The 13,356-nt window shown below is 72.7% G+C and carries 7 protein-coding genes; 6 read left to right on the forward strand and 1 reads right to left on the reverse strand.

The window, feature by feature from the left end; translation table 11 throughout:
• Window positions 1-62: 62 nt before the first annotated feature.
• Entirely contained in the window at window positions 63-2,243 is a 2,181-nt protein-coding gene (locus ABT147_RS03010; protein WP_351402130.1) for a RecQ family ATP-dependent DNA helicase, read from the reverse strand.
• Between the two features lie 133 nt (window positions 2,244-2,376).
• On the opposite strand from ABT147_RS03010, the gene ABT147_RS03015 reads away from it, so the two are divergent.
• The 6 genes from ABT147_RS03015 to ABT147_RS03040 all read left to right on the forward strand — a co-directional run bounded on the left by ABT147_RS03015 (window position 2,377) and on the right by ABT147_RS03040 (window position 13,322).
• Window positions 2,377-3,918, forward strand: coding sequence for a DUF4192 domain-containing protein (locus ABT147_RS03015; protein ID WP_351402131.1), 1,542 nt, complete (start codon window positions 2,377-2,379; stop codon window positions 3,916-3,918).
• Between the two features lie 629 nt (window positions 3,919-4,547).
• Window positions 4,548-6,761: a glycogen debranching N-terminal domain-containing protein gene (locus ABT147_RS03020; protein ID WP_351402133.1), complete on the forward strand. Its 2,214-nt coding sequence runs from the start codon at window positions 4,548-4,550 to the stop codon at window positions 6,759-6,761.
• Window positions 6,762-6,961: 200 nt separating this feature from the next.
• Complete coding sequence (locus ABT147_RS03025; protein ID WP_351402135.1) at window positions 6,962-7,720, forward strand: NUDIX hydrolase; 759 nt, start codon at window positions 6,962-6,964, stop codon at window positions 7,718-7,720.
• 129 nt (window positions 7,721-7,849) lie between these two features.
• Window positions 7,850-10,051 (forward strand): ABC transporter ATP-binding protein, encoded by a 2,202-nt coding sequence (locus ABT147_RS03030; RefSeq protein WP_351402137.1) that lies wholly within the window; start codon window positions 7,850-7,852, stop codon window positions 10,049-10,051.
• A gap of 185 nt (window positions 10,052-10,236) precedes the next feature.
• Window positions 10,237-11,124: a FadR/GntR family transcriptional regulator gene (locus tag ABT147_RS03035; protein WP_351402140.1), complete on the forward strand. Its 888-nt coding sequence runs from the start codon at window positions 10,237-10,239 to the stop codon at window positions 11,122-11,124.
• Between the two features lie 653 nt (window positions 11,125-11,777).
• Window positions 11,778-13,322, forward strand: coding sequence for an RNA polymerase sigma factor (locus tag ABT147_RS03040; RefSeq protein ID WP_351402142.1), 1,545 nt, complete (start codon window positions 11,778-11,780; stop codon window positions 13,320-13,322).
• Window positions 13,323-13,356 lie beyond the last annotated feature (34 nt).

Consider the following 13,356-nt stretch of genomic DNA (forward strand, 5'->3'; position numbering starts at 1 on the left):
GCACAGAGGACTCGTCGGCACCGACCGGGCGGCACCGTGCCCACATCCGGCCGACTTGTCGGTCACGCCCGGACCGCGAGAACGAGTGGCAGCACCCCCTGGGCACCCGCGCGCCGGAGCACCCGCGCGGCGACCGCGAGTGTCCAGCCGGTCTCGGTGGCGTCGTCGACCAGGAGCACGGGCCCGCCTGCCTCGTGCAGGGCGGCGGCCAGCTCGGGCGGCACGGTCAGCGCCCCGTCGAGCGCCTTGAGTCGTTGCGCGCTGTTGCTCCGGGTGACCTGGGACACCGCGCCGGTGTACGACACCGATCCCAGCAGGGGCAGGCGGCCGATCTCGGCGATCCGCGCGCCCAGGGAACCGATCAGCTGGGGCCGGGAACGGGACGCCATGGTGACGACACCCACCGGGCGGGGCTGGGCGTCGGCCCCTCCGGAGGCCCAGCCGCCGGGCCCTTTCGCCCAGTCGGTCAGCACGGTGACCACGGCCTGTGCCACATCGTCGGGAACCGGCCCGTCCGGAGCCTGGGGCGCGAGCATGGGCCTCAGTCGGTTGCCCCAGCCGATGTCCGACAGCCGTCCCAACGCCCGCCCCGGAGCGGCCTGCTCACCGGCCGGAATGCGTCCCTTCAGATTGACCCCGACCGCCGGCAGCCCCGTCGGCCACATCTTGCGGGGCTCGACCTCGACACCCGCGCGCCCGAGCTCACCGCGCGCCGCGTCCAGCGCCGCCGGGGAGACGGAGTCCGTGAACCTCGGCTTCGTGCAGGTGTCGCAGCGCCCGCACGGGACGGCTTCCTCGTCGTCCAACTGCCGCCGCAGGAACTCCATTCGGCAACCCGACGTCGCGACGTAGTCACGCATGGCCTGCTGCTCGGTGGCGCGCTGCTTGGCGACCCAGGCGTAGCGCTCGGTGTCGTAGGTCCAGGGGGCGCCGGTGGAGACCCAGCCGCCCTGGACGCGCCGCACCGCACCGTCCACGTCGAGGACTTTCAGCATCGTCTCCAGCCGGGAGCGGCGCAGCTCCACCAGGGGTTCGAGGGCGGGGAGGGACAGCGGTCGCCCCGCGCCCGCGAGGACGTCCAGGGTGCGGCGCACCTGCTCCTCCGGAGGGAAGGCGACCGAGGCGAAGTACTCCCAGATCGCCTGGTCCTCCTTGCCGGGCAGGAGCAGCACCTCGGCGTGCTCGACGCCACGGCCCGCGCGGCCCACCTGCTGGTAGTAGGCGATGGGGGAGGACGGCGAGCCCAGGTGGACCACGAAGCCCAGGTCGGGCTTGTCGAAGCCCATGCCCAGCGCGGAGGTGGCGACCAGGGCCTTGACCCGGTTGGCGAGCAGGTCCTCCTCGGCCTGCTGCCGGTCCGCGTTCTCCGTCTTGCCCGTGTACGACGTCACGGTGTGCCCGCACTGGCGGAGGAACGCGGTGACCTCCTCGGCGGCGGCCACCGTGAGCGTGTAGATGATCCCGGAGCCCGGCAGCTCGTCCAGGTGGTCGGCGAGCCAGGCCATCCGGTGGGCCGCGTCCGGCAGTTCGAGCACTCCGAGGCTGAGGCTCTCGCGGTCCAGGGGACCACGCAGGACCAGTGCGTCCGTGCCGCCGCCGGTGCCCAGTTGCTCGGCGACGTCGGCCGTCACGCGCGCGTTGGCCGTCGCGGTCGTGGCGAGCACGGGGACACCGGACGGGAGGTCGGCCAGCATGGTGCGCAGTCGGCGGTAGTCGGGGCGGAAGTCGTGGCCCCAGTCCGAGATGCAGTGCGCCTCGTCGACCACGAGCAGGCCGGTCGCGGCCGCCAGCTCGGGCAGGACCTGGTCACGGAAGTCCGGGTTGTTGAGCCGCTCGGGGCTGACCAGGAGCACATCGACCGTGCCCTCGGTGACCTCCTGGCGGATCGTGTCCCACTCCTCCGTGTTCGAGGAGTTGATGGTCCGCGCGCGGATTCCGGCGCGGGCGGCCGCCTCCACCTGGTTGCGCATCAGGGCGAGCAGCGGGGAGACGATGACGGTGGGGCCCGCGCCCCGCTCGCGCAGCAGCGCGGTCGCGACGAAGTACACCGCGGACTTTCCCCAGCCCGTGCGCTGCACGACCAGGGCTCTGCGCTTGTCCGCGACCAGCGCCTCGATGGCGTGCCACTGGTCCTCGCGCAGCCGGGCGGCGCCGGCTGGGGCGCCGACGAGGCGGGCAAGCACGGTGTCGGCGGCCGCACGCAGGTCTTGGCGGTCCGTGGTGGGCTGGTCTTCGTCGCTCATGGCCCCATGCAACCCGATGCCTCGGACATCGCGCGAACGAGCGGGGCGAACTGTGGACAGTTTCTGACGTGATCATGGTCGGACTTATCCACAGGCCAAAGCGGAACTTCAAGATCCGCGAGATGGTCGCCGCATGACGAATCACAGCGAAGCGGCCGGGACCTCTGGCAACAGTGACATCAGCGGGCAGAACGGATGCGGGGGCGGCGGCGAGCCCTCCGCCTACCTGGGGCACGGTGCGACCACCACACCCGGAGGGGAGCAGCAGGTCACCCTCCGTACACCGGCCGAACTCGCCGACGCCCTGCCCTACCTGCTCGGATACCGCCCCGAGGACAGCATCGTCCTCGTCGCACTGCACGACCGCGATGCCCGCGGACGGTTCGGCGGGCGCGCACGGCTCGGTATCCCGGCCCAGACGGACGACTGGCCGTCCGTGGCCCAGCAACTGGCCCAGGGGCTGGTGACCGGAAGCGAGCGCCGGGGAGCCAAGCCGGAGAGCATGGTCGCCTTCCTCTGCCAGGACCCGGCGGGCGGAGAGTCGCCACGCGACGTCATGGAACGCCTGCGGCCACTCGCACAACTGCTGCGCACGGCATGCGGCAGCCTGGATGTGCCGGTGGTGGAGGCGCTGTGCATCTCCGACGGCCGCTTCTGGTCCTACTGCTGTCCCGGCAACGGATGTTGTTCGGCCGAGGGCGAGCCGATGGGACTGCCGGGCACCTCCGTGCTGGCCGCCGCCGCGACCTACGCCGGCCTACAGGTCCGCGGCACGCTGAAGGAGATGCGGGCCAGGCTTCTGCCCTGGGAGACCGCTGCCGCGCTGCAGCAGGAAGCCGCGCTCGACTCCGCGCAGTCCGCCCTCATCCCGCGGATCCTGGACGCGGAGAGCCGCATGGAAGTGGCCGAGGAGACCCTCACGGTGGCGCGACGCGTCATGGAGCGCCTGGCGGACACCCCGACCGTGTCCGGCACGCTGGACGCGGACCTCCGCGACGACGAACTCGTCGGGCACGACGACGCGGCCACCCTGATCCTCGGACTCCAGGACCGCGCCACCCGCGACCGCGCCGCCGAGTGGATGGAGGGCGACGAAGCCGGCCCGGCCCTCCGTCTCTGGCGCGCCCTGGCCCGCCGCTGCGTCGGCCCCTACGGCGAGCATGCCGCCGCCCCCCTGACGCTCGTCGGCTGGGTCGCCTGGTCGTCCGGCGACGAACTGGAAGCCCGCGAAGCCCTGGCCATGGCCCTCGCCGCAGACCCCGACTACCTCTTCGCCCGTCTTCTCCACCAGGCCTGCAACGAAGGCCTCGACCCCGAGTCCATTCGCCGGTGCCTGCGCGCGGAGCGCAAGGGACGAGCCCCGGTGTCGGCCCCAGCGGGCGCCGGGGCCGACAGCCAAGAGGCCGCCTCCGACCAGTCGCCCGGCGTGCCGCCGACCTCGGACCGGCCCTGCGTCGGCACCGGCACCCGCCGCCGACGCGGGCCACGCGCCGAAGGAGGCACCGGGACCCGCACCACCAGGCGATCGCCCGGCGCTGCTCATGCCCGCCGCTCACGCCCCGCCGACGACGGCCCACCCGCCGGCCGGAGGCCGAGGCGTACCGCGGACGGCGCGAGCGGTCGGGCACGGGTCCGCCGCGGGGGTGGAGGGCAGTCCACAGAGGGGGAGACGTGACCGCGCGGGTCCAGTGGGGGTTTCCGGTGCTGGTGCTGGTGCTGGTGCTGGTGCTGGTGCTGGTGCTGGTGCTGGTGCTGGTGCTGGTGCTGGTGCTGGTGCTGGTGCTGTCCTGGATCGGGGCCTACACGAGCGCGCTGCTCCCTTTCCGGTCTCGTGTGAGCGCGTCACCCTGGCTCCGCGGGCGTCTGGGCACCCTGCTTTGCCCCGCGACCCGCCCGAGTGCGTCGCTGTGGCTCCGAACCGGCCCGACCGTGCCCCGCCGCGGCAGGCCCGGCCGCGTCCGGGCTGAGCCCCAGCTCACGGGCGGCCTTGGCCGGCCCCGCCCCGGCGCGCCCGGGAGCCCGCCGCCCCGGCATCGCGTTCACCTCAGCCCACAGCCCCACTCCAGCCCTCACGCACCGAAGCCCACCGTCGTCCGAGCTTTCCGGGCCGCCCCGGATACGCGACCGCACAGTCATTCGTTCGGCTTCCCGGGGCCTGGGCGTGACCCGGAGCGGAGCCGTTCCGTTCACCTGAGTGGCGGTACCCGTCGCCTGGCCTCACCGCCCTGCCACCCCGTCCCTCTCCGGCTCCCCACCTGGTGCCGAGCGCACCCCACGCGCGCCGAAGACAGAAGAAGCCGCCCCATGCCCCTGCCCTCCCTGCCCGACACCCACGACGACATCCCGGTCTTCCGCAGGCCTGTCCAGCCCTCCGCCCGGGCCCGTGGGGACGGCACCGGCGCTCCACGTACGGACCGCAACCCGGCGACCCGCTCCACGGGCTCACGCTCAGGAGGCACGGTCGGCCCGGTGCCCCCCGCGCCCGGCGCAGGTGGCTCTCCAGGACTGCCGCACACAGGTACGGGAGGTGCCGCAACCCCGCAGGCGCAGCCCTCCGCCCCGCGCCGCCCCACGGAGCTGCCGCCGGCCCACACCACGCTGATCTGTGTCGCCCTGCCGGGCCTCGCGATCTCGACGGACCAGGGCCAGCTGAACGGCAGCGGACTGGAAGGCTTCTACCGCGCGGGACGGCGCATGCTCTCCCGCTGCCAGGTGCGGGTGGCCGGACGGGAACCGCTCGCCGTGCAGGCACGCATGGTCACGGCCGACCGAGCCCGGTTCATGGCGACACTGCGCATGTCCGCCGATGCCGGGCCCGACCCGGACGTCATGGTCGAGCGCACGCGGTACGCGGACGGCACCGAACGGATCACCCTGCACAGCACGGCCCGCCGCCCCCTGCGCCTGCCCGTGGAAGTGTCCCTCGGCACGGATCTCGCGGAACTGGGAGCCGTCGCCTCCGGCAGCGCAGGCCCGGAACTGCCCGCCAGCGTCCACGACTCCGGCCTCCGCTGGTCCTGCGCCCAGGGGAACTCCACGGTGACCGCCCACCCTCCGCCCGCCGACGCTCTGGCCTCCGCAGGCCTGCTGCGGTGGGAGTTGGAGCTCCCGCCCGGCGGCACGCGGAGCGTGGAGCTGCGTGTACGACCGGACGGGGCGGGGCCCATCAGACCGGTGGGGCGGGGCGCCACCAGCCCCCTAGCCCAGGCCCGGGTCGCGGGTGACGACCCGGCGGCGCAGGCCCTGCTGCACACCTGCCTGGAGGACCTCGAGGCCCTCCTGCTGCGCGACCCGAAGAACCCGTCCGACACCCACCTCGCGGCGGGCGCGCCCTGGCGCTGCGGCATGGCTCCGGCCGACGCGCTGGTCGCGGCCCGGATGACGCTGCCGCTCGGCACACGTCTCGCCGCAGGCACCCTGCGTACCCTCGCCCGCACCCAACTCACGGGCCGGGAAGCACAGTCCGGCATGATCCCAGGCCCTCGACGGGACGCGGGCCCGCATCTGCCGCCGGGCTGCACCGGCACCGAGGCGACCCTCCTGTTCCCCGTGCTCCTCGCGGAGGCCCGGCGCTGGGGACTCCCCGAGCAGGAGACCGAGGAACTGCTGCCGGCCGCCGAGCGCTGCCTGCGGTGGCTGCGGGGCGCGGTCGGAGGCGGTGCCTATCTGCCCGACCCGCGCCCCGGCGGACCGCTGCGCTGCGAGACCCAGGCACATGCCCACCGGGCCGCGTTGCTGGGCGCCGACCTCCTCGACGCGTACGGCCGGCCGGGCGGGGCCGAGCTGCGGGACTGGGCGGGAGAGCTGCGGAGCCGGTTCGGGGCGGACTTCTGGGTCGAGGACCGGGGCGGCGGCAGACCCGCGGCCGCCCGCACCCCGGACGGCCGTCTCGTCCCGCACCTGGGCGCCGCCGCCGCGCATCTTCTCGACACCGGGCTGCTGGGCGCGGGGGAGCAGGCTCCGGGACTGCTCGACAAGGTGCGGACCGAACAGCTGGCCCGGCTGCTCGGAGGGCCCGCCATGGACTCGGGGTGGGGGCTGCGGAGCCTGGGAGCGAAGGAGGCCGCCTACAACCCGTTCGGTCATCGCGGCGGTGCCGTGCGGGTGCAGGAGACGGCGATCGCGGTAGCGGGACTGGCCGCCGCCGGATACGAGAAGGAGGCGAGTTCGCTCCTGCGGGGCGTGCTGGCGGCGGCGGAGAGCTTCGGTCATCGGCTGCCCGAGATGTACGCGGGGGAGCAGCGGACGGCGGGGAGTGCTCCGTTGCCTCACCCGGCCTCCTGCAGACCGGCCGCGACGACAGCGGCCGCGGGGGTGCTGCTGCTCACCACCCTCGTCGGAATCCGTCCCGACGCTCCTGCGGGGACTGTGACCCTGCGGCCGGTGCGCAGTGCGCCGCTGGGTGAGATCGGGATGACGGGACTGCGTGTCGCGGGCGCCCCGTTCGCCGTACGCGTCAGCAGGCTGGGGTTGGCCCTGGTCGAGGAGGCGGCCGACGGACTGCAGTTGGGAGTGTGACCTCCGGCGACGGCGGCGGTGGCAGCGACGGTGGCGTGGACGGGGACGGCGGGTGGCGGGCGGCGTCGCAGTGTCCACGAGGCCGGCAGCCGGCGGTCGGCGGTCGGCTCGTGAGATCGGTATCGGACAGAAGTGGATCAAGTGGGGAAGCGACCGACGAAGGGAGTGTTTATCGTCAGGCAGACGACTATGATCGCGGCATGCCCTACGACCCGTCGGACTACCCGCCCTTCGCTGTCACCGTGGACCTGGTCGTGCTGACCGTCCGTCGTCACGCGCTCTGCGCGCTGACGGTACGGCGGGGCGAACAGCCGTTCCAGGGGCGGTGGGCGTTGCCCGGTGGCTTCGTGCGGCCGGACGAGGACCTGTCGCAGGCGGCGGCACGGGAGCTGGCCGAGGAGACCGGCCTGACCGCCCACGAACCGTCCGAGCGCGCGCAGGACAACGGCGCGCACCTGGAGCAGTTGGCGACCTACGGCGACCCGAAGCGTGACCCGCGGATGAGGGTCGTCAGCGTCGCCCACCTCGCCCTCGCCCCGGACCTGCCGGCGCCGCGGCCGGGCGGCGACGCCAACAGCGCGCGCTGGGCGCCCGTCGAGGAGTTGCTGGAGCAGGGCGGTTACGGGCGTGACGGGGAACCGGTGGCGCCCTTGGCCTTCGATCACGCGCAGATCCTCGCGGACGGGGTGGAGCGCGCCCGTTCCAAGATCGAGTACTCCTCGCTGGCCACGGCCTTCTGCCCGCCGGAGTTCACGGTCGGCGAGCTGCGGCGCGTCTACGAGGCGGTGTGGGGGGTGGCGCTGGATCCGCGCAACTTCCATCGCAAGGTGACGGGTACACCCGGCTTCCTGGTGCCCACCGGCGGGACCACCACGCGGCAGGGCGGCCGCCCCGCCCAGCTCTTCCGCGCCGGCGGAGCCACCCTCCTCAACCCGCCGATGCTGCGCCCCGAGGTCTGACACGGCGAAGCCGGAGCGGAGGTGCGGGCCCGTCCTCGGAAGGCGGTTCGCCCGGTGGCTGTGAGACGGCCCGCGAGGTGAGCCGCAAGGTACCCGAAAAAACGGACATACCGCGCTATCTTGCTTCAGGTGATCCAGGCCATCGGATTGACCAGCAATCCCCGCAAGGAGTTTCCGCCCGCAGTCGACGACGTGTCCTTCGAGGCGCACTCCGGCCGCGTCACCGCACTTCTCGGCGCCCCCGGAGCGGGCAAGTCGACAGCGCTGAAACTCATCCTCGAACTCCAACGGGGCCGTGGGATCGCCTACTTCAGAGGCCGTCCCCTGCATCGCATCGCCCACCCCAGCCGCGAGGTGGGCGTACTCCTCGGCGATGTGCCCGGCCACCCGGCCCGCACGGTCCGCAACCATCTGCGCATGCTCTGTGCGGCCGCGGGGCTGCCCACACGACGGGCGGACGAGGTCCTGGAGGTCGTGGGTCTGGTCAGCCTGTGCGAGGCGCGGCTGAACACGCTCTCGCGGGGCATGGACCGCCGCCTCGGCCTGGCCTGCGCACTGCTGTCCGACCCGCACACCCTCGTGCTGGACGACCCGGCCGACGGGCTGGCCGTCCGCGAGGGCCGATGGCTGCACGGGATCATGCGGGCCCACGCCGACCAGGGCGGCACGGTCCTGTTCACCACCGGTGACCCCAAGGAGGCCGCGCGGACCGCGGACCGGGTCCTCACCCTCGAACGGGGCAGGCTCGTCGCCGACCAGGAGGTCGCCGAGTTCTCCCGCACCCGGCTCCGGCCCAGGGTGGCCGTCCGCACCCCGCACGCCGCCCGGCTCGGAGCGCTGCTCACCAAGGAGGCCCGGACCGCACGGCGTTCCGTGGAGATCGTGCGGGAGGGCGGCAACCGGCTGTCGGTGTACGGCAGCACATGTGCGGAGGTCGGCGAGACCGTGTTCCGGCACGGCATCCTCGTCCACCAACTCGCGGACGAGATCGGCGACATGGGCCCTATGCCGTCGCCGATGCCGCCGTCGGTCGAGGGAGAGGGCCAGGGCCAGGGCCAGGGCCTGGGGGTGGTCGAGGGCGCCCATGGCTCGGTTCTGGAGGTCCCGGAGTCGGCCGAGGGGTGGCAGGCGCCCGTCGAAGAGCTTCGGACGGTCTCGGCCGCATCATGGACACCGGCCGACGACGCACCAGAGGTCGACTCCGCGCCTCTCGTCGACCCCGGACCTCATACGCGTTCCGCGCCGCACACGGATCACGGACCGGGTGATCACCTCGGACCGCGTCCGGACCCCGGCCCTCCGCCGCGATCCCGTGACCACCTCGTGGCTCACGACGAACCCGGACCGCGTGATCACCTCACACCTCACGCCGAACCAGGGCTTCGTGCCCGTCCCGAGCCTCCCACCGCCCCCGAGCCTCCCACCGCCCCCGAGTCCCCCACCTTCCCCGAGTCCCTCACCACCCCCGCGACCGATGGCGACCCCGCACCGCCACCCCCCGCCCGGCCGTCCGACGCGGGCCCGCTGCCGCCGCTCCCGCCGCCCATCACCGTGCGCTCGGCGCCGAGTCCGCTGCGTCCGTTGCGCTACGAGCTGCGGCGGGCGGGCGGCGTCGGCACCGTGTACGTCACCGCCGTGACCGTGCTCGTCACCTCCGCCCTCATGGCGGTGATCCTGGCCAGGATCGGGCACACCCCACAGCCGCGACTGCTGGCCGCGTGGCCGCGGGAGCTGCCGCTGCCGCCCGCGGCCATCGGGGCGGGGCTGCTGGGGGCCGTCTCCTTCGGCGACGAGTTCCGCCACCCCGCCCTGGCCGCCGACCGTGGCACCGTTCCCCGTCGCCTGGGGCTGCTCGTCGCGAAGCTCGTCGTGGCGGCGGCCACCGCGCTGCTGCTCGCGGTCCTCACCGTGGGCTGCGACCTCGAAGTGCTCTATCTCGTCCATGGGCCGGAGCTCGTCTCGGTTCCCGCCGACTGGTTCCCGCTCGGCGCGAGTTGGATCGGTCTCGTCGTGGGGTGCGCCTGGGCGGGGGTGCTCGCGGCGGGTGTCTTCCGGTCCACGTCCGCCGGGCTCGCGGCCGTGGTCGCCGTACCCCTCGTCGTCGTACCCCTGGTGCAGAAGGTGCTGGAGGGGCCGTCGGTGCGCAGTGCGGTCGGGTTTCCGATGCGGCTGCGTGAGCTCGTGCTGATGCAGTGGCCGTTCGGGGGAGAGCGCTATCTGGAGGCGGTGGCACGGGCGGTCTCCCAACCCGTGGGCGGGGCGCTGCTGTTGTCGCTGACCGCGCTGCTGGGGGCCTATGTGCTCACCAACCTGCGCGGCCGGGTCCGGTGATGATCGTCCTCACCCTTTCGTGGTCACCGTCCGTGCTCTCGCGCCGGCGCAATGCGCGCAACTCCTCGTAGAACGCCCATTTCTTTCCGATAAGGCGTCAATTGCGACGGGGTGAGCGATCACCCTTTCGTGTGCTTTTCACCAAAGACCTCAAGGGAGTTGGGAACGCAGCCGACAAAGGATGCGTGAGTACCCTTGCGCACACCATGATGACCGCCGCCCGCTCCGCCGAATCCGGCCTCGCAGGACCGGGCGAACTCGACCGCTACCCGTACGCCGAGCCCCTGAGCGCCGACCGCGTGGGCCTCCCCTCCTGGGACGGCGCGGACCCCGAGCTGGGGCGCGTGGGCCGACGCGCCGCCGGGAGCCGCGGACGCGGGCTGCACGGCCAACTCGTCCAGCAGCTCGGCCAGATGATCGTCTCCGGCGACCTGGGCGCGGACCGCCCCCTCGTGCCCGAGGAGATCGGCCAGCGGTTCGAGGTGTCCCGCACCGTCGTCCGCGAATCCCTGCGCGTGCTGGAGGCCAAGGGCCTGGTCAGCGCCCGCCCGAACGTCGGCACACGCGTCCGGCCGGTCAGCGACTGGAACCTGCTCGACCCGGACATCATCGAGTGGCGGGCCTTCGGGCCGCAGCGCGACAACCAGCGGCGCGAGCTCAGCGAGCTGCGCTGGACGATCGAGCCGCTCGCCGCCCGCCTCGCCGCAGGGCACGGTCGTGACGACGTTCAGCAGCGCCTCGGCGACATGGTCGAGCTCATGGGCCACGCCATGGCGCAGGGCGACCCGCTGACCTTCTCGCGCGCGGACGCCGAGTTCCACTCGCTGCTCATCCAGCTCGCGGGCAACCGCATGCTGGAGCACCTCTCCGGCATCGTCTCCGCTGCCCTCCAGGTCTCCGGTGGACCGGTCACCGGGTGTGACCGGCCGACCGAGTCGTCCCTGACGCACCACGCCAGGATCGTCGACGCTCTCGCCGCGGGCGACGGAGGGGCGGCCGAGGCGGCCATGCGTCAGCTGCTGACCGTCCACCCCGAGGTGGAGCGCGTGGTGCCGGCGCCGCGCGAGCACTGAGGGCGCCCAGAGCGGGACGAGCCAGAGCGGGACAAGGGCGGCACGGCCCGGGCGCAGGCCCTTCCGTGACGTCGCTCGACCGGCGGACCCGTGCCGCCGGGCCCCATCGGATCCTTCCGGGATTCGGCGGGGTCCGGCGGCACGACGGAGTGCGGGCACCGTCCAGGGCACGGGCGGGACGGCCGGCCGCGAAGGGGGCAGCGGCCGCCCGGCTCGCCGGGCGACTCTTCCCGCCGGGGCCGGTGGGTCCGCACGGGGACGGTGAGTCCCCGCGCGACGGGTGCCCCGGAGGAGCCGGTGCCGGATCTCGGTGGGAACGGTGATCCGCATTGAGGAGTTCGTTCGGGAATCGTTCGGGTACCCGTCCTGGCAGAACCGGTTGTGGCCTTGATCGATTACCTCTGGCCGTGTCTGACCGCTTTTGAGCGCTTACGGGGTGTGACTCGGGCCACGCAGATTGGGCGTAACGCTTGTGGGAACAGCGCGATGACCTAAGAGGTGACAGCCGCGGAGGGAATACGGACGCCATTCACGGCGCTGTGCATCTTCCCGGCCCCCGCCCGCACCGTCGGCCCACTCCCAAGCCGGTGGTCGGCTCCTGTCCACTGTGGACGGGGCCGGAAGCCGTTTTCCAACGTTCCGAGAGGTTGTTCGTGTCGGCCAGCACATCCCGTACGCTCCCGCCGGAGATCGCCGAGTCCGTCTCTGTCATGGCGCTCATTGAGCGGGGAAAGGCTGAGGGGCAGATCGCCGGCGACGATGTGCGTCGGGCCTTCGAAGCTGACCAGATTCCGGCCACTCAGTGGAAGAACGTACTGCGCAGCCTCAACCAGATCCTCGAGGAAGAGGGTGTGACGCTGATGGTCAGTGCCGCGGAGCCCAAGCGCACCCGAAAGAGCGTCGCAGCGAAGAGTCCGGCCAAGCGCACCGCCACCAAGACGGTCGCGGCGAAGACGGTGACCACCAAGAAGGCCACCGCCACCGCCGCTCCCGCGGTGCCCACGGCCGATGCCTCCGCCGAGGACGCCGGACCCGCCAAGAAGGCCGCCGCGAAGAAGGCGGTCGCCAAGAAGGCGGCTCCCGCCAAGAAGGCCGTCGCCGCCAAGAAGACGGCGGCCAAGAAGACCACCGCCAAGAAGGACGACGCCGAGCTCGCCGACGAAGAGGTCATCGAGGAGACTCCCGGCGCCAAGCCCGGTGAGGAGCCCGAGGGCACCGAGAACGCCGGTTTCGTGCTCTCCGACGAGGACGAGGACGACGCGCCGGCCCAGCAGGTCGCCGCCGCCGGTGCCACCGCCGACCCGGTCAAGGACTACCTCAAGCAGATCGGCAAGGTCCCGCTGCTCAACGCCGAGCAGGAGGTCGAGCTCGCCAAGCGCATCGAGGCCGGTCTGTTCGCCGAGGACAAGCTGGCCAACGCCGACAAGCTCGCCCCCAAGCTCAAGCGCGAGCTGGAGATCATCGCCGAGGACGGCCGCCGCGCCAAGAACCACCTCCTGGAGGCCAACCTCCGTCTGGTGGTCTCCCTGGCCAAGCGCTACACCGGCCGCGGCATGCTCTTCCTGGACCTCATCCAGGAGGGCAACCTCGGTCTGATCCGCGCGGTCGAGAAGTTCGACTACACCAAGGGCTACAAGTTCTCCACGTACGCCACCTGGTGGATCCGTCAGGCGATCACCCGTGCCATGGCCGACCAGGCCCGCACCATCCGTATCCCGGTGCACATGGTCGAGGTCATCAACAAGCTCGCCCGTGTCCAGCGCCAGATGCTCCAGGACCTGGGCCGCGAGCCCACCCCGGAGGAGCTGGCCAAGGAACTCGACATGACCCCGGAGAAGGTCATCGAGGTCCAGAAGTACGGCCGTGAGCCGATCTCCCTCCACACCCCCCTGGGTGAGGACGGCGACAGCGAGTTCGGTGACCTCATCGAGGACTCCGAGGCCGTCGTCCCGGCCGACGCGGTCAGCTTCACGCTCCTGCAGGAGCAGCTGCACTCCGTCCTCGACACGCTCTCCGAGCGCGAGGCGGGCGTCGTCTCCATGCGTTTCGGTCTCACCGACGGTCAGCCGAAGACCCTCGACGAGATCGGCAAGGTGTACGGCGTCACGCGTGAGCGCATTCGCCAGATCGAGTCCAAGACGATGTCGAAGCTGCGTCACCCGTCCCGCTCGCAGGTCCTGCGCGACTACCTCGACTAGAAGCGCGGCACCGCCCGCACGGTCGGTCCCGAAG

The organism is Streptomyces sp. NPDC001868 (genome assembly GCF_040297125.1).
Classification (GTDB): domain Bacteria; phylum Actinomycetota; class Actinomycetes; order Streptomycetales; family Streptomycetaceae; genus Streptomyces.

Bases quoted from the DNA above. Each gene is read 5' to 3' on its own strand.
- ABT147_RS03010 (WP_351402130.1), bottom strand. From the start codon at position 2,243: ATGAGCGACGAAGACCAGCCCACCACGGACCGCCAAGACCTGCGTGCG.
- ABT147_RS03015 (WP_351402131.1), top strand. From the start codon at position 2,377: ATGACGAATCACAGCGAAGCGGCCGGGACCTCTGGCAACAGTGACATC.
- ABT147_RS03020 (WP_351402133.1), top strand. From the start codon at position 4,548: ATGCCCCTGCCCTCCCTGCCCGACACCCACGACGACATCCCGGTCTTC.
- ABT147_RS03025 (WP_351402135.1), top strand. From the start codon at position 6,962: ATGCCCTACGACCCGTCGGACTACCCGCCCTTCGCTGTCACCGTGGAC.